This window comes from Mesorhizobium sp. USDA 4132 (assembly GCF_056279545.1).
The window spans coordinates 1,889,100-1,910,061 of record NZ_JBWCCP010000001.1; the positions used below are offsets into that span (position 1 = coordinate 1,889,100).

General features: G+C 56.9%; 24 protein-coding genes. 12 read left to right on the forward strand and 12 right to left on the reverse strand.

Features of this window, described 5'->3' with window-relative positions:
- Positions 1–21 precede the first annotated feature (21 nt).
- The 4 genes from ACZ9IU_RS09860 to ACZ9IU_RS09875 form a co-directional block, all read right to left on the reverse strand.
- Positions 22–645 (reverse strand): DUF5343 domain-containing protein, encoded by a 624-nt coding sequence (locus ACZ9IU_RS09860; RefSeq protein ID WP_038542500.1) that lies wholly within the window; start codon positions 643–645, stop codon positions 22–24.
- A gap of 385 nt (positions 646–1,030) precedes the next feature.
- Positions 1,031–2,005, reverse strand: coding sequence for an adenylate/guanylate cyclase domain-containing protein (locus ACZ9IU_RS09865; protein ID WP_080719150.1), 975 nt, complete (start codon positions 2,003–2,005; stop codon positions 1,031–1,033).
- Entirely contained in the window at positions 2,002–2,571 is a 570-nt protein-coding gene (locus ACZ9IU_RS09870; RefSeq protein WP_038542504.1) for a Pycsar system effector family protein, read from the reverse strand. Before ACZ9IU_RS09870 ends, ACZ9IU_RS09865 begins: the two co-directional genes overlap by 4 nt.
- A 107-nt stretch (positions 2,572–2,678) precedes the next feature.
- Positions 2,679–3,611 carry a hypothetical protein gene (locus tag ACZ9IU_RS09875; RefSeq protein WP_157885116.1) on the reverse strand — a complete coding sequence of 311 codons (933 nt, stop codon included), beginning with the start codon at positions 3,609–3,611 and terminating at the stop codon, positions 2,679–2,681.
- Between the two features lie 612 nt (positions 3,612–4,223).
- Between ACZ9IU_RS09875 and ACZ9IU_RS09880 the strand changes: the two genes are divergently transcribed.
- The 6 genes from ACZ9IU_RS09880 to ACZ9IU_RS09905 all read left to right on the forward strand — a co-directional run bounded on the left by ACZ9IU_RS09880 (position 4,224) and on the right by ACZ9IU_RS09905 (position 11,130).
- Positions 4,224–4,406 (forward strand): hypothetical protein, encoded by a 183-nt coding sequence (locus ACZ9IU_RS09880; RefSeq protein ID WP_038542510.1) that lies wholly within the window; start codon positions 4,224–4,226, stop codon positions 4,404–4,406.
- Positions 4,396–5,154, forward strand: a complete 759-nt coding sequence (locus ACZ9IU_RS09885; protein ID WP_038542512.1) for a hypothetical protein — start codon at positions 4,396–4,398, stop codon at positions 5,152–5,154. Before ACZ9IU_RS09880 ends, ACZ9IU_RS09885 begins: the two co-directional genes overlap by 11 nt.
- 2 nt (positions 5,155–5,156) lie before the next feature.
- Positions 5,157–7,445: a TnsB C-terminal domain-containing protein gene (locus tag ACZ9IU_RS09890; RefSeq protein WP_038542513.1), complete on the forward strand. Its 2,289-nt coding sequence runs from the start codon at positions 5,157–5,159 to the stop codon at positions 7,443–7,445.
- A gap of 11 nt (positions 7,446–7,456) precedes the next feature.
- Entirely contained in the window at positions 7,457–8,395 is a 939-nt protein-coding gene (locus ACZ9IU_RS09895; protein WP_038542515.1) for a TniB family NTP-binding protein, read from the forward strand.
- A complete protein-coding gene (locus ACZ9IU_RS09900) occupies positions 8,392–10,260 on the forward strand; it encodes a TniQ family protein (protein WP_038542517.1) in 1,869 nt (622 codons plus the stop codon). The genes ACZ9IU_RS09895 and ACZ9IU_RS09900 overlap by 4 nt, the downstream gene beginning before the upstream one ends.
- Positions 10,261–10,365: 105 nt before the next feature.
- On the forward strand, positions 10,366–11,130 hold the full coding sequence (locus tag ACZ9IU_RS09905) for a metallophosphoesterase (protein ID WP_051899696.1): 765 nt from the start codon (positions 10,366–10,368) through the stop codon (positions 11,128–11,130).
- A 2-nt stretch (positions 11,131–11,132) separates the two neighbouring features.
- Here the strand turns inward: ACZ9IU_RS09905 and ACZ9IU_RS09910 are convergent, their stop codons facing one another.
- Positions 11,133–11,645 (reverse strand): DUF6428 family protein, encoded by a 513-nt coding sequence (locus ACZ9IU_RS09910; RefSeq protein WP_038542519.1) that lies wholly within the window; start codon positions 11,643–11,645, stop codon positions 11,133–11,135.
- Between the two features lie 42 nt (positions 11,646–11,687).
- Between ACZ9IU_RS09910 and ACZ9IU_RS09915 the strand changes: the two genes are divergently transcribed.
- Together ACZ9IU_RS09915 and arsK are read left to right on the forward strand one after the other, a co-directional pair.
- Complete coding sequence (locus ACZ9IU_RS09915; protein WP_038542521.1) at positions 11,688–12,056, forward strand: ArsR/SmtB family transcription factor; 369 nt, start codon at positions 11,688–11,690, stop codon at positions 12,054–12,056.
- Positions 12,040–13,248 (forward strand): arsenite efflux MFS transporter ArsK, encoded by a 1,209-nt coding sequence (gene arsK, locus ACZ9IU_RS09920; RefSeq protein ID WP_038542523.1) that lies wholly within the window; start codon positions 12,040–12,042, stop codon positions 13,246–13,248. The genes ACZ9IU_RS09915 and arsK overlap by 17 nt, the downstream gene beginning before the upstream one ends.
- Before the next feature lie 5 nt (positions 13,249–13,253).
- On the opposite strand, the gene ACZ9IU_RS09925 is transcribed toward arsK, so the two are convergent.
- A complete protein-coding gene (locus tag ACZ9IU_RS09925; RefSeq protein WP_038542525.1) occupies positions 13,254–13,697 on the reverse strand; it encodes a MerR family transcriptional regulator in 444 nt (147 codons plus the stop codon).
- Between the two features lie 78 nt (positions 13,698–13,775).
- On the opposite strand from ACZ9IU_RS09925, the gene ACZ9IU_RS09930 reads away from it, so the two are divergent.
- The 4 genes from ACZ9IU_RS09930 (at position 13,776) to ACZ9IU_RS09945 (ending at position 16,501) form a co-directional block, all read left to right on the forward strand.
- Positions 13,776–14,363 (forward strand): hypothetical protein, encoded by a 588-nt coding sequence (locus ACZ9IU_RS09930; RefSeq protein WP_157885117.1) that lies wholly within the window; start codon positions 13,776–13,778, stop codon positions 14,361–14,363.
- Positions 14,360–14,746, forward strand: a complete 387-nt coding sequence (locus ACZ9IU_RS09935; RefSeq protein ID WP_038542527.1) for a thioredoxin family protein — start codon at positions 14,360–14,362, stop codon at positions 14,744–14,746. Before ACZ9IU_RS09930 ends, ACZ9IU_RS09935 begins: the two co-directional genes overlap by 4 nt.
- Complete coding sequence (locus tag ACZ9IU_RS09940; RefSeq protein ID WP_038542530.1) at positions 14,747–15,457, forward strand: cytochrome c biogenesis CcdA family protein; 711 nt, start codon at positions 14,747–14,749, stop codon at positions 15,455–15,457.
- 72 nt (positions 15,458–15,529) lie between these two features.
- Positions 15,530–16,501 (forward strand): arsenic resistance protein, encoded by a 972-nt coding sequence (locus ACZ9IU_RS09945; RefSeq protein WP_038542532.1) that lies wholly within the window; start codon positions 15,530–15,532, stop codon positions 16,499–16,501.
- 115 nt (positions 16,502–16,616) lie between these two features.
- Here ACZ9IU_RS09945 and ACZ9IU_RS09950 read toward each other — a convergent pair whose 3' ends face one another.
- From ACZ9IU_RS09950 to ACZ9IU_RS09975, 6 genes are all read right to left on the reverse strand, one after another.
- The gene (locus ACZ9IU_RS09950) at positions 16,617–17,417 is read right to left on the reverse strand and encodes a sulfite exporter TauE/SafE family protein (RefSeq protein ID WP_038542534.1); all 801 of its coding nucleotides are present in this window, start codon (positions 17,415–17,417) and stop codon (positions 16,617–16,619) included.
- Between the two features lie 76 nt (positions 17,418–17,493).
- Positions 17,494–18,075 carry a cation efflux transmembrane domain-containing protein gene (locus ACZ9IU_RS09955; protein ID WP_038542536.1) on the reverse strand — a complete coding sequence of 194 codons (582 nt, stop codon included), beginning with the start codon at positions 18,073–18,075 and terminating at the stop codon, positions 17,494–17,496.
- A 164-nt stretch (positions 18,076–18,239) separates the two neighbouring features.
- The gene (gene arsH / locus ACZ9IU_RS09960; protein WP_051899698.1) at positions 18,240–19,016 is read right to left on the reverse strand and encodes an arsenical resistance protein ArsH; all 777 of its coding nucleotides are present in this window, start codon (positions 19,014–19,016) and stop codon (positions 18,240–18,242) included.
- Entirely contained in the window at positions 18,943–19,368 is a 426-nt protein-coding gene (gene arsC, locus ACZ9IU_RS09965) for an arsenate reductase (glutaredoxin) (RefSeq protein WP_038542540.1), read from the reverse strand. The genes arsH and arsC overlap by 74 nt, the downstream gene beginning before the upstream one ends.
- Positions 19,369–19,370: 2 nt before the next feature.
- Positions 19,371–20,429: an ACR3 family arsenite efflux transporter gene (gene arsB / locus ACZ9IU_RS09970; RefSeq protein WP_038542542.1), complete on the reverse strand. Its 1,059-nt coding sequence runs from the start codon at positions 20,427–20,429 to the stop codon at positions 19,371–19,373.
- On the reverse strand, positions 20,429–20,956 hold the full coding sequence (locus ACZ9IU_RS09975; protein WP_038542543.1) for an arsenate reductase ArsC: 528 nt from the start codon (positions 20,954–20,956) through the stop codon (positions 20,429–20,431). The genes arsB and ACZ9IU_RS09975 overlap by 1 nt, the downstream gene beginning before the upstream one ends.
- Positions 20,957–20,962: the final 6 nt, after the last annotated feature.

Below are 20,962 nucleotides of genomic sequence, written 5' to 3' on the forward strand. Positions count from 1 at the left end.
GACTTTACCTGATTTAGCGCACTATTCACCATTTAGCAGATGCTCCCGAAGACTGCGGAAAATCGCATTAAAAACGGCCTGATCCGAAGTCGCAGGTAGATTTAGGTTAATGGTGTAAGAAAGATTTAGCCCGAGCTTTCCTTCAGACGTTGGTAGTGGATGATAGGCTGTTGGAAGCGCGGAGGCGTCCTCGCTGTATTCCTGAGCTTTCTGCTTGGCGTCGAAATCGGCGTAGGCCTTTAGGTGCTTGATTGTGGCAACGGTAAGCTTCGCCGTCGAGCTGTCCACTGCCGCGCCCGTTACTTGGCACACTAGCGACAGCAATTCTTTATCGGAGAGTTCATAACAATACTCATTCACCTCGAAAAGCTCGCGATAACCAACTCGTATCCCTTGAGCCACCGCTTCACCGGAGGTAGAGCCATTTCTGAAACGTTTGTAGAGTTCAGACGGTGTGCCGTCGGAGTTTACAAAACCGATCTTCTTTAGGAAGGCCGGTATACTGGCCCCTGGTCCGCCTTTGATCTGGAGCTTCGTCTGTACGAAATCCGCTGTGACACGTTCGGGCGTAGCGGCCGATTGAATGCGTTCCAACGCGGTCTTAATCGAACCAGGCGAGGCGAGATAAGGCAGATTTGCGGCCATAGGTAATTGTCCCCGTATAATACATCCCGCATGCTACATGAGTCGCTGTGGCTGGATAGGGGCTGTGATTATCAACCGTGGGTTAAACACGGGATTTACGTTGCTATCAGAGGCCTCTTCGGTCGCCGCTCTGCCTGATCCCGACATGTCATCACTCCGGTTAAGGGTAGTGAACTCCGGGAAAAACACTAGCACGGGGCAAGGTCAGCGGGGCCCATGTGTACTTGCCTTTCGCATACCGTGTTGTTTTTGTACCTAAGCTTGCGAACAGAAAATCTGCGGCCGACCTCGCCGTTGAATTCGTGAAGCCGGACTCAGAAGAAGCCGCTAGCGGCACCGGCCTACAGGAAATCGCGCCTGTGATCTCATTTCCGACCAAAGCCGATCAGGTTTTCAGCGCCGGGTAAATCACGTCTCCGGCGTAAACTTTCCCTGTGTAACCTGGAACCTTGATCGGGACCTCCGAGAACCAAGCGTTGACGACTGAATTGTCTGCTGGCTTGGCTGCTCTGAAACCGTTCCAGACAGTCTCCGTCATCATTATGGGTTTTGTTGCCGCTCGGGTGACGATGCTGCGTTCAGATACGAACATCATCTGGAAGTTCGAGTCAGAGTGTTGGATGCGGTTCCCGAGCAGTTCGGATGAAAGCTGGCGTACAAAGTCACTGGGATAAAAGTCTCTCCAGGTTCCTTCTCCACTCAACCCGGCGAAAATGCCAAGGGGTGACTTGAAGTGTGCGGACACGATAGGGATAGGAACGCTTTCCTCGGGCTTGTTGGCCAAGTCCGTCAGTTTGCTCGCAACGTTCGCAGGTCGTCCCAGCCACACGAGATTTCGGTAGGCAGCTTGATCAACGCCCCGGCGGCGCACGCCTGTTTTAGTCGCCAACATATTTCCAGCATCAATGCCAATGCCGCATTCAACCTCGCCCCGCTTGAAATGCAGATTGATCACATGCTGGGAGACTGTATTCATCGCAATCGCGCATTCCACGGCATTTACATACGCGTCTGCGGTATCAAATATGACCATGACACGGTCGCCGATAATGCCTCTGACGTGCCCTTTATGGTAACGAGCACAGCGTGTCATTGCCCTGACAAAAGCTGAGTAGAGCTTGGCTACAGTCTTCGGCTTGTGAGTTATATTCAGCTCGGTTGACCGGCGTATGTCGATGTAAAGCACGCAGGTCTCGATCAGCTTCGCGCCTTGTCGCTTAGCGTCCAAATTTGGAAACGTGATTGCTGGGTCGCCTGAATGTGGAACCGTCTTCGTCCCTGTCACATCGATCTGAAAATCTGCCGCCAAAATAGTGCTGACTTCTTCGACAATCTCGTCACGGAGGTCCTTCATTGTCATGGATTGCTCCCGAACGCCGCAGATAGAAATCGACAAAGACCGAGGATGCCGGGCACCGAGACAACAAGAATCGCCGAAAACACGATCAATGCGCCGGTGTTGAATATTGTAAGTTTTCGCTTCGTGATCTGACTGTTGACAGCGATTTGGATCGCCAGGTCGTCTAGATAGTTTTGGGTGGCGGATTCATTTTCTGGCGGAAGGTATCGCTCCAATACCCGCTGTTTATATGCAGCGGGAGCGAAGGACGCAGCATCACCAAAGTACAAGAGGGCCTTCGATTGCTCCGGGTCTTTGTGAAAGCGGTTCAACAGGGTTTTGGGGAGAAACGAATATAATGCCGTCAGCGCACTGAGAATGAACAATGGCAACGCGAAGGTAAAAGCCGTTCTCCACGCACCTCCGAGCGTCGCATTATTCAGGTTGCTTATCGAAGCCACTATCGAGGCAGAGGCGAATGTAAGTAGGGCGGCATTCTTGGTTTCCGCAAACTTCAGGAAATCCAGAACCCGAGCAAGTGACGAAGTAAGGACACGCTCATACGCTTCTTGTTGATCATTCTTCATTGACTGCCCCGATCCCCTAATGAAGTGATATTGACGGATATCGGGAGAGCTACGCAACGGAAACTTACTTCACTCGCAGGATTCCCCATGAAATTGCATCTGCGGCATCACCGCCCGTAGGTGGCGGACGTCTCGAACCGAGGCTCTTCCAGTTCCGCGATGGGGCCAATATTGCGGCCGACATGTTTGATCATCGGAAATCCCTGCTTTGTAAGCTTTTCGATAGCACCGAGATCGCCTTCGGAGGCCGCCACGACCAATGGTCTTGGGGCATCTTTGCTGTATCCGAACTCGATATCTCCGACGAATTCTGAGGCGATGTACGTCGCAGCCTTGATGACGGTGTTGATTGCTGCCGTTGCCGCCTTCCAATCGCCCCGTAGCTCTTCATTCGCGTTCGCGGAGGTATTCCAATACGGAAAGAATTGGTAAGCACCCTCAATCGTATTGTCTTCGCCAATGCGCATGTGAACATAGTTAGCCATACGTCCCAAGGTCGCCGCTGTCGTCCGCTCCGATTCGTCACGATCAAATTCAGGGTCGTTAATGACGAGATAGAAATCGAACCTGCTGCGTTCGTCGTCGGATTCCGTCATCTGAACGTACGCACCTTCGAAATACAGGTTCTTATCTTTATCGATGACCAGTGCTTCCTGGTGCCCGAGATCGAAATACGAAAATCCGCTACCGCCAGGTATGACGAGGTCGGACAGGTTCCAGTCAGAGATGTTTTGATCCGGCAGTTTGCCGATGAGGTCCGCGACGTCGTAAACATTGGGCACGTCTCCCGAACCAAAGACGCTTCCAACCAGCCCTTTCAGCTTCTCGACGCGAAGCAGGTAGAACTGCTGCTGCTCAGTAGACATGTTTTCGAGGTCGCGGTTGTCAGCCCAGGTGAGTGCGACATCATTCTCCTTACGTGAACGGCGTCCGGACAGGCCACGTCGTGAGGCCGCCGCCAATGCGCCGATTTTTTCCGGACGGTCTTCAAGAATACCAGGGAGGTCGAGGAAGCGGACGGGATGCGGATTGTGTTTCATGTGGTCTCTCACGGTGTCGATATCCGCCAGGATGTCGAGATGCAAAGCATGACACAAAGCCCGCTTGACACAAAGAACAATACGTGAACATATGGCGTCGGCCGGGACAGATGACGTGTCTCTGGAAAAATAGTTTCGGGTTGAATGGCCTGTGTCCAAAGGAGTTCTAAAAGAATTCCTTTGATCGGTTAAAATGCCCGTGAAAAATGCAATCTCTTGTTCGGAATTGCCGAGGTACCTTCTCCTCCGCGCCGAAAACCAAAGGAAAACGCTGTGACCTATAAGCTATGCATACGAAGCGAACGGGATGTCCGTTCGGCAATCGTCAGCTAGCAAAGCGTTTTGCTCGGCTGACTTGCTGAGCGCCATCCCACCGAGGTCAACCCAAATTAGGGAACGGTGGATAAAATGAACTTCCTCGAAAACTACCATCGCTGTGCACCCCGGTCGTCTCGTGACGAAGGGCATCTGCGTGCGATGACGCCTCATCCGAACTTTCTCCATCACCACGGTCTAGCGATAGGATTCTGACCCCTTCGAGGGTCAGCGACATCCATTCCTATCCGAGTTCCACCGCGCTTCCTTTTAGGAGCGCGAACGATGGAGGCTGTGATGAACGGCTCTTTCGATGGCGGACGCGTGGCTTGTAAGCCCGTTTCCGTCGAACAACTCCTTGTGCTGGGGGTGCCAGAGCACGTCGTAAAGTCGCTGCGCGCGATGTCGGCTGTGCCCAAGGCCACCTTCCGTGACGAGGGAGTACCGTTGCCGGACCGTGAGGTGCGTGATGCGCGCTAAATCTGTCTACACGGTGCTGAGTTCGCTGTTTTCGGCAGAGCATGAGCCGGTCTATGACCCGCCCAAGCGTGTCCGCCACAAGATGCTGCCCGTGGAGTTTCCCACGCGCAAATGCGTCAGCGGCGGCATTCGCTGCCGTTCTCCTCTCATGGCTGATGGCGTTCTTCACCTCGACACCGATCCTGATGTCGTGGCGATCTCTCCGTATCCGCTGATCGCTGATGCCTGGGTCGAAATCGAGCCAGGTGTCGAGGATCGTCTGCATCACTTCGCGGATGTGGCAGCCAAACGGCGTGACGGTTCGGTCGTATTCCTGAAGTATGAGAACTTCTACATGCAGGAAGAGCGGCCGTGGCAGGTCAGCGAAGCCAAGGCTCTCGTCGAGTATCATCTGGACGTGTTCGGTTGCGTCTTCCGGGTTCTGAACGAGGCGACGCTTCGTATCGAGCCCCGTCTGTCGAACCTGCGGCAGATGTGGCAGCACCGCGAGGTTCGCTCGCAACCGGTCAATCTGGATCGTGTTCGTGATGCCATTGCGGAGTTCAAACGCCCGGCGACCATCGAGCACCTTTGGCGACACCTGGGGTCACCCCAACACGCTGTCATCTGGGAGGGCGACCAACGTCCGACTGTCCTCCCTCAGTCCAACCCTGTCTTCACGGCTGTTATGCAACTGGCGATGCGCGGCGAAGTTCGCCTCGACCTTGGCAAACGGCTGACCATGAACTCCCTGATTATGAAAGTGTAACCATGTCTATTGCTTCTGAAAAGTTCGAAACTCTGCTGGCTAAGGCGACGGCTATCCTGTCGCCTCGCGACTTCGCTTTGCCGGAAACGCCGGTCGTCCAATACAACACTCAGCTCCCCGGTATCGCCATGGGCGAGCGCATTGCCCTGTACCTGGCCGACAAACGGACGTTCTCGGTCTACGAATTCAAAGGCTGGCAGAATTCCGGTCCCGGAATGCCGAAAACGATGCTGTTCCACGAGTTCCAGTACGCGACCCCGTTTCCCATGACGGCCCACCAATACTTCTGGCTGGTGGGCCAGGGCCGCGCATTGAATTTCAGCTTGAAGCCGGACGCGGGTCAGCCGCAGAATTCGCTGAACCTGACGATCAGTCAGCGAGAGCGCGCGCATCGCGCCTTGGAGTTCATCGACGAGTATTTCAAAATCGTCGATGAACTCTATAGGGGCAAGGAGACCACGGCTGCGTTGCGCGTAGCGAAGAAAACGGTTTCCGAGCGACGCCAGGAGGACCCGCCATCGGACGCGACGATGTATCGCTGGATCAAGAAGTCTCGTCGTCGAACTGATGACCGCATCGCCGCGATGGCCCCAAGGCGTAATCCGGGCAACACCTTGAAGCGCAAGAGCGCACGTTTTTATGAGGCTTTACGGGAAGCTTTGATCATCGCCCTCAGCGATCCGGAGGGAACCTACCTCACCATCAAGGCAGCGATGGAGAACCTGACCGCAGAAGGCGCTGAGTTTCATGACGTCGCTGCCGAGTGCCGTAAATGCTCGGATCGCCATTACCAGCGTATCCTGGCAGACGCCGATCCCTACAGCAAAATCTACCTGCGTCAGGGGCCGGATGCAGCGGCCCGCCTGACCTCCGCAAGGATGCGATTGGCGTTGCCCGATCATCCGCTCGATGTCGTTGACATCGACTACACGACGCTCGACGTGTTCGTCTTCGATCCGACATCGCGCTTTGCCTTTGGCCGTCCGAACATCCTGGTATTCCGTGATCGGCACTCGGGCATTGTCCTGGGCTTCTACATCACGTTTGGCGCACCATCGATTACCAGTTTCATCGCTGGCCTGAAGCACGCGGTTTTTCCCAAGGACCCAGCCACGCTGCCTGAAGGTGTGAGTTGGCCCTGGTTTGGTATCCCGTTCCGGATCGGTGTCGACAATGACATGCACCTGATTGGCAAAGATATCGCCAATGCAGCGCGAGAACTGGGATTCACCCTGATCGAGTACCGGCCCGGACACCCATGGGAAAAGGGGGCGACCGAGCGCCTGTTCTCGATCCTGAACAAGCAGCTCATCCATCGGCTGCCGGGTTCGACGGCCGGATCACCCGAAGAGCGCGATGAATTCGACGATGAGAAGGAAAAGGCTGTCCCTCAATTGCGTCTGGACGAACTGCACGGGTTTCTGGCGCACTATTTCGCCGAGGTGCACAATCGCAGCCTGCGAGCTGGCCTGGGACCGCTGATCACGCTCGAAGACTATCCCTGTGATCGTTGGGATCGGGGCATCATCGGCTCGCCCACGCGTCCCCCGATCAATCCGGACGTCTTCACCCGTATTGTCGGCTACACCGATGGCGTGACCGTCCAGCGCGACGGCATCCGCCTCGATTACCTGCATTACTGGTCGCCGGAACTGCATGCGCTCAAACAGCATCCGAAACATCGTGACGGCAAGGGCAAGCACAAGGGCACCATCTACCAAGTCACGCGCGATCCGAACGATGTGGGTTGGCTCTATGTCAATGACCCGTATCGGAATGTCGTAATCAAGCTGCCCGTGATTGACCGCGATGCCAAGTACGCTAGCGGGTTGACGCTCTTCGAACACCAGAAGGCCATCAAGCACCACAAGGCGACAATTGGCAAAGTGACGGACAGCAAGGGCTTGATGAAAGCCCGTCGCGACCTGGAGCTGCGCATGGCTGAATTCCACAAGCGCCATCGAAAATACGAGCCCGCAAAGGCATTGGCGAAATTCATCCGTTCGGATGCAGCAAAGGCGCGTCTGTCCAGGATCGTCGAACTGACACCGGATGAAGCGGTCGACACACACATTGACTACTTCAGCCCAGAGGTCGCGACGCCTGCAGCAAAGGTGAGCGACAACCGGCGCAGCCGCCTGCCTGAGCCGAAGGAGGTCCCCAGCATGTCTGCCACCGGTGACACCGCCACGGGCGGCGAAGAGCCGGTCGAGCGGGCACCGCCAGACATTGAACCTGATTTGGGGCAGGGCGACGACCGTGATCCAGATTTTGACGCAAACGGTTTCTGAGAGGGTTGCTTATGGAGTTCAGGCGTAACAGCAAGCCGATGACGGCAGAACAGCGGATCGAGGCGTCGAAGCAGTCGGCCAGCGTCCGGCAGACATTGATGGACACGATGTTGGTGCCGTATCCGCAGTTCCGCGACGGGATCACGTTCATCAGGAAGTTCCACGTGCCGGTAGAAGGGGGAAACCCTTCGACCGGACGGATCGGGGGGCTTCTTGGGGAATCCCGCGTGGGGAAGACGGAAATCTGCCGGTACTTCGTGTCGCAGAACCCGCCTTCTTACGATGATGAGGGCGAGTCTTACCCGGTCGTCTACGTCCAGGCGTCGGACGAAATGAAGTTGCCTTCACTGGCTGACCGAATTTGCATCGCGACCGGTGCCCGTTCCCTGACGGTTAAACATAAGCTGGTGGCCGATGCGACACTGCTGCGCCTGGCAGGGTCAAAGACGCAGCTTTTAATCATCGACGATGCGCATTTCATGTACGACGGGCGCAATCAGACAGACCGGCGAAACTTCATCAGCTTCGTGAAGATGGTGGCGGATCAGAAGCTCGCCAGCATCCTGCTGGTCGGGGAAGACAGCATTCTCGATACGATTGAGGCCACGCCGACGCTGTCGGGGAGGAGCTTCGTCTCTGAGACGCTGCACGCGTTCTCCAAGGACGACGAAAAGAAGAACTTCCGCAGCCTGCTGCTGGCGATTGAGGACCGTTTGCCGTTTTCCAAGTCGTCGAACCTCACCGAAAAGGGGATTTCGGACGATCTCCATCGCTTCAGCGGTGGTCTGATCGGTCGCCTTGTGAACCTCATTCGTCAGGCTTCCTATTCGGCCATCGACGACGGATCGGCACAGATCATGCGGGAGCATCTGCGAGATGCGTCCAGGGCGCTGGTGCCAATGCATCCGGATCGTTCATATCGTTATTTCGACGTCGGAGCCAAGAAATGAGTCTGGATTTCAAGCTTGCACGGCCTTTCTCCCGCTGGCGATTGAAGCCGGAAATTGGCGAACCGTCCTATGGCTACTTCGCTCGGGAAGTTTCTGACGAGGGCCATGACAGCCTTCGGGTATATGCAAACGAGATCGGCCTTGATGGGCGTGACATCAACCCGGAGCAACTCCTGCACTCACTGGAGCGGTTGCCGCTCGATCAGATGTTCAAGAATCGTTTGAGGAACGCCACGCCCATGCTGGGAGAGAGGTTCTATTCGCTGGGGCATGAACGCCTGCGCCAAAAACAGGTCTCGTTCCAAACCCGGCGATTCTGTCCAAAGTGCCTGGCGGAGAAGCGGTTTCACCGTGTGTGGTGGGACATCGTCAATCTCTACGCCTGTCCAGTCCATGAGGTTTACTTAGCGACCGAAGTTCAAGGCCAACGCTTGAACTGGAGCTGGCCGCACTTCGACCATTCGCCGAAGGGCTATCCGCTCGCGAAGGCAAGTGTGAGACCTACCGAGGGAATTTCTCTTCGCTTTCATTCCCTTGTTGTCGCTCGGCTGACCTCGGGCGAGCGGGAAAGTGGCTCACTCGCGAGTTATGACCTCTCTGACATTATTGATGCGGCGACCTTCTTCAGCCGTTGGATGCAAAGCGACAATCCCGCCAAGCTTCTTCCGCCATCGGCGGCAGACGTCGAATACGGTTTCTTGATACTGGAGCGTGATGAGGCCGACTTGCGCACACAAGTCCGGGAATGGCTTGTTGCCAATGTCTCTGATGAAGTGCGGCGACAGGGCTTTCACGCCTCGGTTCCGGGTTTTTCAAACTATTGGGCCAACCGACCGAATTGCCGCTTGCAGGCCAACATTGAGACCGTTCTGTTCGAGGTGTTTGCCCAGGTTGGCACCTTGAGTCGGAAGTTTGCGCGGCACCGGCCGTCAGAGCGAGGGGAGCGGACATTGTTGGAGGCATCACGCGCGCTGGGCTTACCACCGAAAGGTGTCAGCAAGTTTGTGCGGCAGCTTGATCTCCTGCCGGTTGCGAAATGGAATGGTGACGCCTTGTCGTTTGACGGCGAAACGTTCCGGAGGCTGAAGGAAGCCGTCGATGATTTGATTTCTTCGACCGACACCTGGGATATCGCCGGGCTTCCGGGCCATGAGTTCCGAGTGCTGATCAAGGCAGGCAAGGTCCAGGAGTTTCTCGGGCTTCCGGTCGATGGAAAACGCGGCGGCAGGGTCTCCGCCCGGGCCGTTACAAGCTTGATCCAGAAGGTGACTGGATCGGTTGAGCGAGAGCCGAGGCGCGGGATGATGACGTTCTTCTCCTATGCGAAGCACCTTGGGATCAGCCAGGGTGATCTGGCATTGCGCATCGTGGAGGGAAGCTTGGTTGCCGACGCCGTGGACCCAGCGCGGCCAGGGTTTAGATCAATGTACTTCAATGTGTCAGAAGAGGGTGAAGACGCTCAGCATGATGCCGAAATGGCTGATACCGGGCATGACAAAGCTGATCTCGCGACCCTTTGGGAGTGCTTCCGTTCGCGCTTGAACGCGGTATGTCCGGCATTCAAAGTTCCAGACGAACCTAGCCCCGAATTCCAGATTTTCACGAGCAACCGCAAGCTCGCGTTGAAGGTCACGACGGAAGCATCGGCTTTCAGCCTTGTCTTGACCTTGCATCCTGAACTTACCCGCCGCAGGTGGGAACGTTATCAAGGAGACAAGGAAGAACTGCACCGGATCGCGGTTGAGGGATGTTGGACGCCGACACAGGACAGCAAAGGTCTCGATATTACGTTGAATGTCACTGCACGGCATCAGGCCCGGGAGATGGTGACCGTGCTGAACGGCCTCCAACTCCTCCTGGCGTGACACATCTCACGCCAAATACCTGTATTTGTTAAAACCATGATGTGATACCAAGCCTATGAAACGACATCCGGTCCGTAATCGTGTAACACCAGTGGCATCGCCGGTATGAACAAGAAGAACTTGATAGCTGTCGGCGACATCCACGGGATGGCTCACGTCCTGAAACTCCTTTTGCAACACCTGGAGAAGAAGTTCTCCGCCGATGACACGCAGTTCGTTTTCCTCGGAGACATTATCGACCGGGGGCCGGATTCGCTTCCGGCGGTGAATCAGGTGTGTAGGGTCATCGATACGTTTCCCGGTTCGGTGATGGTACTCGGCAACCACGATTTCTTCCTGCGTCATATGGCCGACCTTTCGTTGGCAAAAGACGAAGAAGATAAATGGCTGGCCCAGGGCGGCATGAACACGCTGGAATCCTACGGTCTGGATGAAGGCGATCTGGTCGCTGCAGGAAAGGCACTGCGCCGCATCAGGCCAAGGCACGTCGCCTTGTTTGAAAACGCTGTTTCCCATTTCGAGACCGAGAAGCACTTCTTCGTTCACGCCGGTGTTGATCCAGAGGTGTCGTTATCGGACCAACTTGCTCACGATCTGATGTGGATCAGGAAAGGGTTCCTCGATCATACCGCGCCATTGGAAAAGATGATCGTCCACGGCCACTCGATAACGCCGTCGGAACTGCCGGAAGTTCATCCTAACCGGATCGCCATCGATACCGGTTCGTACCGGACAGGCCGAATCACGGCAGCTATCTTCTGTGACGACTTCCTGCACGGCTTTATATCTGCGGAGATCAACGGTGACGGTAAGCGTGTCCGTCGATTCGACGCTTCCGCGCAGGAAGTCGAGAACCTTCAAGCAGCATAAGCTTAGGCGCAGCAGGCGCTCTTCGCAGAAGAAGGCGCGCAACATGACGTCACAGACTTGGGCTGCTCCGCCAGCCACCGGTCGCGAGGCTTGCAGCTTGCGGCCCGTGGCTCCAGCGAAACACGTAAAGCGCCATTCTCAATGATAGGCGTCCCAGCGCAGAACAGCTGCATCGGCCCCACGCCATCACTGACTTCAAAGGTGAGCTTGGCCGACCCATCGAGGCGAACGTGTTCGGCCACCTTGCGAACGATGGCGGCGAACTTGCCCGCTGACATATGGGTTCGGTCGCCTTCTTCGATATCCCATAGCTGAACGAAAATCTCCGACCAGGTCTCTGGATTGGCTCCGCAATCCAAAGCGGAGAACTGGCCAGCCTTGACCTCTGTCACATGATACCCAGGCCGGATATCGGCTCCGCTGTACGAAAAGACCAACGGCAGTTCGGGATTGGCAGCGATCCGTTCGAGCATATCTCCCAGAGTGATATCTACAGTCTTGTGCATGATGTTCATCTGCGCTACTCCTGCCTTCAATCATTCAAGGAATATTGAAATGTGGATGAACGTCAAGCCCTATTGTCCTTTGCCGCGCTTTCTCAGGAAACGCGTCTGTCTATCGTCCGAACCCTAGTCGTTGCAGGACCGGAAGGTATGGCAGCCGGGATCATCGCCGAACGGATGAACCTGTCGCCGTCCAACGTTTCATTCCATCTAAAGGAGCTGGACCGCGCTGGTTTGATCAGCCAACGACGGGAATCTCGGTCCATCGTCTACACCGCTGGCTATGACACCCTAGCCGGTCTGGTGAAATTCCTCATGGAAGATTGCTGCGCAGGCCATCCGACCATCCGAAGCTCAGTCGAGCAACGGGACGGATGCTGCTCGTCTCTGGAAACTAGGGGTCAGGATGGCGCTCGTGCGTAGTGGTCATGCCGGTCTCGTGTCCGCGCTCGGCATCACCCAGGTCATCGGCTACGGCACGCTATACTACTCTTTCTCGATCCTGGCACCGCAGATAGCGTCAGACCTGTCGATCAGCCTCGAACAGGTATTTGGCGTCTTTTCCCTTTCGCTGTTTGTCGGTGGATTATCCGCAACGGTTATCGGCAGGCAGATGGACAAGATCGGTGCCGCGACCGTGCTCACGATTGGCTCGGTTCTGTCGGCTCTAACTCTCGTTCTGTGCGCGTGGTCGCCGTCAGTTGCGATATTCGCAGTCGGGATCGTCTTGCTGGAGGTGTCGTCCGGCATGGTGCAGTACCAGGCGGCCTTTGCAGCTCTGGTGGAAAACGATCCGAAGACGGCACCGCGCAATATCACCTACCTCACTTTGATCGGTGGCTTTGCTTCAACGATCTTTTGGCCGATTTCGGCATCTCTGCTCGACTTCATCACCTGGCGCGAAATCTTTCTCGTATTTGCGGCATTGAACCTGGCACTGTGCATGCCGCTGCACTTCTGGATCATGAGGCAGGGCAAGGCGATCAGGGCCAACGGCGTTCAGCGGGCGCGTGAGCATGTCGTGGGTGCGATTCCGCTTGAGAAAAGACGTAGGGCGATGCTGGTCGTATCGGCGGCATTTGCCATCCTCGGCTTCACACTAGCCTCCATCCTCGCTCACATGGTCCCGATGCTCGGCACGCTGGGACTTGGCACGGCAGCGGTTGTGGTGGGCGCATTGTTCGGCCCGGCACAGGTCGCGAGCCGACTGATCAACATGGTCTTCGGATCGCGTTTATCACCACCAACGTTGGCAGTGATATCAGCAGCATTGATGGTCGGCGGCATTGTGACCTTGGGAATCACCGGTAACTCCCTTGCCGGAGCCGTAGCGTTTGCTATCTGCCTCGGCCTCGGGTCGGGGATCAACTCCATCGCTCAGGGAAGCCTGCCGCTCTATCTTTTTGGTAGCGAGGGATACGGGGCGGTTACTGGCAAAATGGCAGCGGCCAGGCTGGCAGCCGGAGCCGCAGCCCCGTTCGCCTTTGCTGCGGCAATGGGTCAACTCGGCATCGAGATGTCACTCTTTGCCACTGCCGCTCTTGGTGTGATCGGCATGGGTGCATTTATCAGTGTCGCGATGTCGATCAAGCGGGGGACGGTCCCGGCCGAATAGCTTGGCTAACTGCAGCAGGAGCCCGGCTGAGGGTCGGCCAAGTCTTTGAAGATCACGCAATCACTGCCCGGGCCGCCAGCGCAAGCGTCGTTGCACCGCTTCACAAATCCGGCCAAACGCGTCTCCAGGGCCTTAAGCTCATCCAGCTTACGTCTGACCTCGTCCAGATGCGTTTGCGCGATGTCACGCGTCTCGACACAGTCACGTTCCGTGCTGATGGAAAGATCGAGAAGCACGCGGACCTGTTCAATGCTGAAGCCGAAATCCCGGCACTGCTTGATGAAAGTCAGCCGAGAGAGGTCTGGCTCCTCGTAGTAGCGTTGTCCTGCTATCGAGCGCCTGGCCTTCGGTATCAGTCCGATCTCCTCGTAAAACCGGACCGTCGGCGTAGTCACGCCCGACGCCTTGGCGATGGCTCCGATGGTGAGCGCAGATGTTTGAACGTTCATGGTTTGATTTGCTCCTTGCCCTTCAAGTTACTTGAAGGAGTAGAGTTGGACCAGTCACGATTCATGGAGGTCGAGAAAATGAACAACGGAGCTAGACTTGCGGGTGTCGGCTTAGTCGCCTGCGCTGCATGCTGCGCCACACCATTGATGTCGCTTGTCGGCGCGGGAGCAGCCGTGGGGGCAATCACCTGGGGGCCTTTGGCGCTCATGGCCACGCTTGCCTTGGGAAGCGTCTTTATCCTCACGCGTCGCAGGGTCGCCGTGGATGATCGCCTTGTTGCTCTGTCTGCCTCCAGCCAATGCGGGTGCGGATCGTGCTCCACGAGCGAAAAGACAGAAGCGCCCATCGTCTGCACGTTGGACGCTGGCGACTTCAAAACACGCACCGCGCAAATCGAGGCATTGGCCTTGCGCCACTTGAAGAATGTGTCTCGTGAGCCGCTATCGATCCAGCTAACATACGCCGTCGAAGCCTTGCCGGAACTGCGCGATCTCGTCGCCAAGGAGACAGAGTGCTGTGCATTCCTCGACTTCGATCTGAAGGAGGAACGTTACGGCGTGCGTCTGAGGATCACCGCGCCAGAAGCTGCTCGCGACGCCGCCGATGACCTCTTCGCTCACTTCGCACCGACGATCAAATCTCGAAACCAGGAGACCACACGATGAACCGCCGTCTGTTCCTTTCAACAGCTTCCGCCCTTATGCTAACTGCATTTGCAGCTCCGGCTGCTATTGCCGCAGGTGATATTGCTCCTGGTTTTGCCGAAGCATCGGCAGCTGGAATTCCTGTTCTGGTGCATGTCACCGCACCGTGGTGCGAGGTGTGCCAGGCACAGAAGCCTGTCGTTGCCAAACTTGTCGGCAAGGGCGATTTCGCGTCCATGAAGAAATTCGACATCGACTTCGACAGCCAGAAAGACGTCCTTCGAAAACTGAAGGTGCAGTCTCAGAGCACGATGATTCTTTTCAAGAACGGCAAGGAAATCGATAGAAGCGTGGGCGTTAGTGACCCGGCAAAGATCGAAGTGTTCCTGCGCGAAGCCCTCTAAATGGCGGCCCTTGCCTTCCTCGCAGGCATCCTGTCGATCCTGTCTCCTTGCGTGCTACCGCTGGTGCCCGTTGTCATGGCGGCCGCAGCAGCTGAGCATCGGGCAGCACCGTTTGCGCTGGCCGCTGGTGTCGCAGTTTCCTTCACGGCGATAGGCGTGTTCGTAGCGACGATTGGTTTTTCCATCGGGATCGACATGACGCTTTTCCGAACTGCCTCGGCGGTTCTGCTGATCGTGGTCGGCGCGGTGCTCGTCACTCCGCCGCTGCAGACACGCTTCGCGACGGCTGCGGGACCAATCAGCGATTGGACACAAAACCGGTTCCGAAGGATGTCGACGTCGGGTATCGGAGGCCAGTATGGCGTGGGGCTGTTGCTCGGCGCTGTATGGACACCGTGCGTCGGACCGACACTTGGTGCCGCGTCAGTGATGGCGGCACGGGGCGAGAACCTTGTGATGGTCAGCTTGACCATGCTGGCCTTCGGAGTCGGCGCTGCGTTGCCACTCCTCGTTGTCGGCTCACTGTCGCGCGAGGCTCTCCTTCGCTGGCGCGGCCAAATGGCGAAATCGGCCAAAAACCTGAAGATCGCTTTAGGCGTCTTGTTGATCTTGGCCGGTACAATGACGCTAACGGGGGTGGACAGGACGGTTCAGACATCTCTAGAGAGCGCCATGCCGAATTGGCTGTTGGGTTTGACGACGAAAATTTAAGCGTCACGGGATAGCCATTGTCTCTGATCCGTGGAAACCTCTTAACGTTTAGAATTAGCCGAAGCTGTTCAATTGACCCTCCGTGAAAACCTCGAAAGCAAACAAGTCGGCATTTACTTCGCTGCTGTTGTCCTTGGCGCTGTTATGGCGCTTATCGTTCCTGGCACAACAGCGCTGGAGCAGGGTATAAACCCCGCGCTCGCTTTCATGCTGTTTGTAACTTTCCTCCAGGTTCCGCTGGCAGAACTGCGACAAGCAGTCTACCGCTTCCGCTTTCTTGCTGCTCTGCTGCTGACGAACTTTGTCGTAGTTCCCATTATCGTAGCCGTGCTTGTTCAGTTTCTGCCACCTGATCCGATGATAAGACTGGGCGTGTTGCTGGTGCTTCTGGCACCCTGCATCGACTATGTGGTCACATTCTCGCAGCTCGGCCGAGCTGACGCCCGGCTGCTGCTGGCGGCAACGCCCGCGCTACTGATCGTCCAGATGTTGCTGCTGCCCGTCTACCTGAGCGCTTTCTTGGGTCCTGCTGCCGCATCCTTGATCAAGGCGGGTCCGTTCGTGCACGCATTCATCTGGCTGATCGCTATCCCGCTCATCCTTGCCGTTCTCGTCCAGGTTTGGGCGGGCAAAAGCGCCGTTGGCGCACGAGTGTCGTCAGTGCTCGGGCTGCTTCCCGTTCCCGCGACAGCTGTCGTTCTCTTTATCGTCGTTGCCGCCGTGGTTCCCCAACTCGGACAGGCTCTCGACGCGACATTCCAGGTCGTGCCAATTTACGTCGCATATGCGGTTATCGCACCCTTGGCGGGTTGGGGAATTGCCAGGCTTTTCCAGCTCGACGCACCAGCAGGCAGAGCAGTCGCATTCAGTGCGGCCACGCGCAACTCCCTCGTGGTCCTGCCTCTGGCTCTTGCTGTGCCGGGAGCTGTGCCACTTCTTCCCGCCATCATCGTTACGCAGACATTGATCGAACTCGTCAGCGAATTGATCTACGTGCGCTTGGCCCCGAAATTCGGCGTTACTTCCATCACGCCATTGATTTAACGCATAGTTGGTGCGGAGGAAGTAACGCTCGCCGGGTAAAACAACTCCTCAAACCCGCGAATAAGGAGCTGTCGTCCAACAGGTGAACTGGATTGGGAGGAAGTTTGCACGCGGATCAAGCGTGTCGCCAAACCTTTATTGCCGAGATTACGAGAATGACAGCAAGACCCGGCAGCAGAACCGCACTGGGGATGACGCCCAAAATCTGGCCACCAATGAATGCGCCGAGGATCGATCCAGCGGCCATCACGAGCAGGAACATTTTGTTCCGCGCGATGACAGTGAAGCTCTGGTCCCGGCTGTACCGGGTGAAGCCGACGATCATTGTCGGCAGGCTCACAGCCAGGGAGAGACTTCCAGCAAGTTTTATGTCCGCCCCAAACAGGAGAATGAGCGTCGGGATCAGCAGTTCGCCACCCGCCACGCCCAGGAGCGACGCCACGATGCCAATCACGAGGCCCGCGACGACGCCCGCAATAACCTGTGCCATCCCATGGACGAGCACCGCTCCCGCAGCAATGCCGTGACCGAAGATCAAAACGCATGCGATAGCGAGCAACAGGGCGGCAATCACTTTGTAGAGCGTTTCAGACTTAAGCCGGGTTGCCCAGCCCGCGCCGACCCAAGCACCCGCCAGGCTTCCAGCCAAAAGGTTGATGATGATCGGCCAGTGGCCCGCGATCTGATCGAAGGGAATCGTTGCAGCGCGGAAAGGAAGAGCGAACGCGACCACGACCAAACTCATGGCCTTGTTTAGGATCACGGCTTCCAGTGCGGCGAAACCGAAGGGACCGATCAGGAGGGGCAAGCGAAATTCTGCGCCCCCAAGTCCGATAAGGCCGCCAAGGGAGCCAATGGCTGCCCCGCCGATAAAGGCGGCTGGCCGACTGCTGGAAAGGTTCGCGGGAGCGGCCATGGCGTGAGACTCTGTTGATACGAGCGCGATGAGCTATGTCTTCAAAAGTCAGGAACAGCAAGACTAAAGCCAGGGATCACGCTAAGGCCTTGTGCTCCTCCCGCGCAGCCGACCAAACCTCCTTCGCCGCATCGAGATTCATCCAGGCAATGCCGAAGCCCACTATCAGGTCTGGCCACGGGGTAGGCCAAACGTAAAGTGTGACCGCCCCAGCCGCAATGATGCCAATATTGGCGATGGCATCGTTTCGCGCAGACAGAAATGCCGCCTTGGTCAGCGAGCCGTGCGCGTCGCGGAAAGCTGCGAGAAGATAGGCGCAAAAGAGGTTTACAGCGAGAGCGCCGAATCCTGTTAGGCTAAGGGCCAGCGGCTGCGGGGGGACCGGCATTTGAAACTTCTGCCAAGCAGTCCATAGGAAGGCTAGCGCCGGGGCGAGCAAGATGATGGACATGATCATTCCCGCGCGTGCGCGGCTCTTGGCGGTCCAAGTCATTGCGACAAAGATTAAAAGATTGACCGATGCGTCCTCGAAAAAGTCGGCACTGTCTGCAAGGAGAGATACCGATCCAATCCTCAGTGCGACGGCGAACTCGACTCCAAAGTACGCCAAGTTTGCCAGAGCGACGATCAGCACGACCCGTCGAATTGAGATATTCATCACCCGCCACCCTGCTAGTTGCTTAGTCCTACCGGAACTGATTACGCGAACCAACTTCCTCGGCCAACTAAATGTCACGCCCGCAGCTTCCCTCGTCCTGTTGACGGTTCGGAGATTTGTATACCAAGCCCCGTGGTAGGCACCGCAGCTGCGCTTGGAGTGGATTACAAAGACTCCAGCTGCATGCGCTGCTCCAGCTTCTCGGCATCTTCCTTCCGCTCGCTGTATCGATCAGTCAGATAGGAAGATGCATCACGCGTCAGCAGCGTGAATTTGACCAGCTCTTCGCAGACGTCGACGACGCGGTCGTAGTAGGACGACGGCTTCATCCGCCCATCCGCGTCGAATTCCTGAAACGCCTTCGCAACAGATGACTGGTTAGGGATCGTGATCATCCGCATCCACCGGCCAAGAATGCGAAGTTGACCGACAGCGTTGAACGATTGCGATCCACCCGACACCTGCATCACCGCCAAGGTTTTGCCCTGTGTCGGACGGACGGAGCCGACCGCCAACGGAATCCAATCGATCTGAGACTTCATGACGCCGGTCATCGAGCCATGCCGCTCAGGGGTGACCCAGACCTGGCCCTCCGACCACTGCGAAAGTTCGCGAAGTTCCTGCACCTTCGGATGGGAGGCCGGTTCCTCATCTGGAAGAGGCAAGCCTATTGGATCGAAAAGGCGCACCTCGCATCCGAAATGTTCCAGCAGACGCTGAGCCTCAAAAGCGAGAAGTCGGCTGTAGGAGACCTCGCGCAGTGACCCGTAGAGGATCAGGATGCGTGGCTTGTGCGTCGAGGCGACGGGTCGAAGCGAGCCAAGCTCAGGGACACGGAAATGTTCAGGAACTGCGGCAGGGAATAGATCAGACAATGCGCTTTCCTTCGTCGTCGAGTACGCGTTCGCCGTCTTCTTTGGTGAACGGCCCTTTGAAGGCATCGCTTGGCAGAATATCCAGCACCATCTCTGACGGCCGCGAAAGGCGCGTTCCCATCGGTGTGGCTACGAACGGCCGATTGATCAGGATCGGGTCCTTCAGCATGGCGTCGAGCAGCTGATCGTCAGTCAGGTTCGGGTTGTCGAGACCAAGCGTTGCGTAAGGCGTTCCCTTTTCCCGGATCGCCTGTCGCACCGTGAGCCCTGCGTCGGCAATCATCTTCGCGAGCTGATCACGGGTGGGCGGCGTCTTCAGGTACTCGATCACCGTTGGCTGGATGCCTGCATGCTGGATCAATTCGAGCGTGTTGAGGGAGGTCCCGCAGGCGGGGTTATGGTAGATCGTGACGTTCATGCTCAGGTCCTTTCGGAGACGGTGTTTCGGGAAACAGCTGGAGCGGCCTCGTACCAGCCCTTCGACCGGTTCACGATCCAGACAACGGACAGCATGACGGGCACCTCGATCAGGACGCCGACAACGGTTGCCAATGCTGCCCCCGACTGGAAGCCGAACAGGCTGATTGCAGCAGCGACCGCGAGTTCGAAGAAATTGCTGGCCCCGATCAGCGCCGATGGCCCGGCAACGCAGTGCTGCTCGCCTGAAATCCGGTTCAACAGATAGGCGAGCCCTGAGTTGAAATAGACCTGGATCAGGATCGGGACGGCCAGCAATGCGATGATGGTCGGCTGGGCGATAATCTGTTCACCCTGGAAACCAAAAAGCAGAACGAGCGTGGCCAACAAGGAAAGGAGGGAGATCGGCTGAAGCTTCTCCAACATCCTGTCCAGCCCGGCGGTGGTTCCGTCGGCGGTAAGTCTGCCACGCAGCACCTGGGCGATAACCACGGGCACGACGATGTAGAGACCGACGGAGATGACCAGCGTGTCCCACGGAACCGTTATTGCGGACAGGCCGAGCAAAAGGCCGACGAATGGTGCGAAAGCGACGATCATGATTGCGTCGTTCAGGGCAACCTGGGACAACGTGAAGAGCGGGTGTCCTTTGGTCAGGTTGGACCAGACGAACACCATCGCCGTGCATGGTGCCGCCGCCAAGATGATAAGGCCCGCAATATAGGAGTCGATCTGGTCGGCTGGCAGGTATGGCCGGAACAGGTATCCGATGAACAGCCATCCCAGCAGTGCCATTGAGAACGGCTTGACGGCCCAGTTGATGAAGAGCGTGACGCCGATGCCTCGCCAGAATGTGCTGACCTGGCTCAGGGAGCGGAAATCGATCTTGATGAGCATCGGGATGATCATCAGCCAGATGAGGATCGCGACGGGAATGTTGACCTTGGCGATCTCGGCAGTACCGATAGTCTGGAACACGCCAGGAATCAGGTGGCCGAGGGCGACGCCGACGACGATGCACAGGAAGACCCAAATCGTGAGGTAGCGCTCGAAAGTCGACATCAGGCGCTCCGATCCTGCGGCCGTGTTGCACCTTCCATCGTTCCGATCTGCCGGAGCTTGGCTTCCAACGCTAACCGGTCGATGGACTCCATTGGGAGGCTCAGAAAGGCGGCAATGCGGTTCTTCAGAAACCTCGCGGCTTGAGCGAAGGCACGTTGGACTTCGACCTCGGAACCGCTGACAGCGGCGGGGTCCTCGACGCCCCAGTGAGCTGTCATCGGATGCCCTATCCAGACGGGGCATGCTTCACCTGCCGCGCTGTCGCAGACTGTGAAGATAAAATCCATTTCGGGAGCGCCAGGTTCAGAAAAGACATCCCAGCTCTTCGACGAAAACCCTATCGCCGGATACCCCAGTGCCTGAAGCTCCTTCAATGCATGCAGATTGACGTCGCCCTTTGGATGGCTACCGGCCGAGAACGCCTTGAAACGTCCTTGTCCTTCCTTGTTTAGGATGGATTCGGCGAGAATAGAGCGAGCGGAATTGCCCGTGCACAAGAAGAGCACGTTGTAGATTTTCGCGGTCATGGTGAC

Excerpts from the sequence above, each read along its gene's own strand:
- ACZ9IU_RS09925 (WP_038542525.1), bottom strand. The coding sequence starts at position 13,697 with ATGAACGTTCAAACATCTGCGCTCACCATCGGAGCCATCGCCAAGGCG.
- ACZ9IU_RS09880 (WP_038542510.1), top strand. The coding sequence starts at position 4,224 with ATGAACGGCTCTTTCGATGGCGGACGCGTGGCTTGTAAGCCCGTTTCC.
- ACZ9IU_RS09910 (WP_038542519.1), bottom strand. The coding sequence starts at position 11,645 with ATGAACATCATGCACAAGACTGTAGATATCACTCTGGGAGATATGCTC.
- ACZ9IU_RS09955 (WP_038542536.1), bottom strand. The coding sequence starts at position 18,075 with ATGAATATCTCAATTCGACGGGTCGTGCTGATCGTCGCTCTGGCAAAC.
- ACZ9IU_RS09950 (WP_038542534.1), bottom strand. The coding sequence starts at position 17,417 with ATGGCCGCTCCCGCGAACCTTTCCAGCAGTCGGCCAGCCGCCTTTATC.
- ACZ9IU_RS09860 (WP_038542500.1), bottom strand. The coding sequence starts at position 645 with ATGGCCGCAAATCTGCCTTATCTCGCCTCGCCTGGTTCGATTAAGACC.
- ACZ9IU_RS09940 (WP_038542530.1), top strand. The coding sequence starts at position 14,747 with ATGGCGGCCCTTGCCTTCCTCGCAGGCATCCTGTCGATCCTGTCTCCT.
- ACZ9IU_RS09895 (WP_038542515.1), top strand. The coding sequence starts at position 7,457 with ATGGAGTTCAGGCGTAACAGCAAGCCGATGACGGCAGAACAGCGGATC.
- ACZ9IU_RS09870 (WP_038542504.1), bottom strand. The coding sequence starts at position 2,571 with ATGAAGAATGATCAACAAGAAGCGTATGAGCGTGTCCTTACTTCGTCA.
- ACZ9IU_RS09885 (WP_038542512.1), top strand. The coding sequence starts at position 4,396 with ATGCGCGCTAAATCTGTCTACACGGTGCTGAGTTCGCTGTTTTCGGCA.
- ACZ9IU_RS09890 (WP_038542513.1), top strand. The coding sequence starts at position 5,157 with ATGTCTATTGCTTCTGAAAAGTTCGAAACTCTGCTGGCTAAGGCGACG.
- ACZ9IU_RS09930 (WP_157885117.1), top strand. The coding sequence starts at position 13,776 with ATGAACAACGGAGCTAGACTTGCGGGTGTCGGCTTAGTCGCCTGCGCT.
- ACZ9IU_RS09900 (WP_038542517.1), top strand. The coding sequence starts at position 8,392 with ATGAGTCTGGATTTCAAGCTTGCACGGCCTTTCTCCCGCTGGCGATTG.
- arsB (WP_038542542.1), bottom strand. The coding sequence starts at position 20,429 with ATGTCGACTTTCGAGCGCTACCTCACGATTTGGGTCTTCCTGTGCATC.
- ACZ9IU_RS09905 (WP_051899696.1), top strand. The coding sequence starts at position 10,366 with ATGAACAAGAAGAACTTGATAGCTGTCGGCGACATCCACGGGATGGCT.
- ACZ9IU_RS09975 (WP_038542543.1), bottom strand. The coding sequence starts at position 20,956 with ATGACCGCGAAAATCTACAACGTGCTCTTCTTGTGCACGGGCAATTCC.
- ACZ9IU_RS09865 (WP_080719150.1), bottom strand. The coding sequence starts at position 2,005 with ATGACAATGAAGGACCTCCGTGACGAGATTGTCGAAGAAGTCAGCACT.
- arsK (WP_038542523.1), top strand. The coding sequence starts at position 12,040 with ATGGCGCTCGTGCGTAGTGGTCATGCCGGTCTCGTGTCCGCGCTCGGC.
- ACZ9IU_RS09875 (WP_157885116.1), bottom strand. The coding sequence starts at position 3,611 with ATGAAACACAATCCGCATCCCGTCCGCTTCCTCGACCTCCCTGGTATT.
- arsC (WP_038542540.1), bottom strand. The coding sequence starts at position 19,368 with ATGAACGTCACGATCTACCATAACCCCGCCTGCGGGACCTCCCTCAAC.
- ACZ9IU_RS09935 (WP_038542527.1), top strand. The coding sequence starts at position 14,360 with ATGAACCGCCGTCTGTTCCTTTCAACAGCTTCCGCCCTTATGCTAACT.
- arsH (WP_051899698.1), bottom strand. The coding sequence starts at position 19,016 with ATGCCTTCAAAGGGCCGTTCACCAAAGAAGACGGCGAACGCGTACTCG.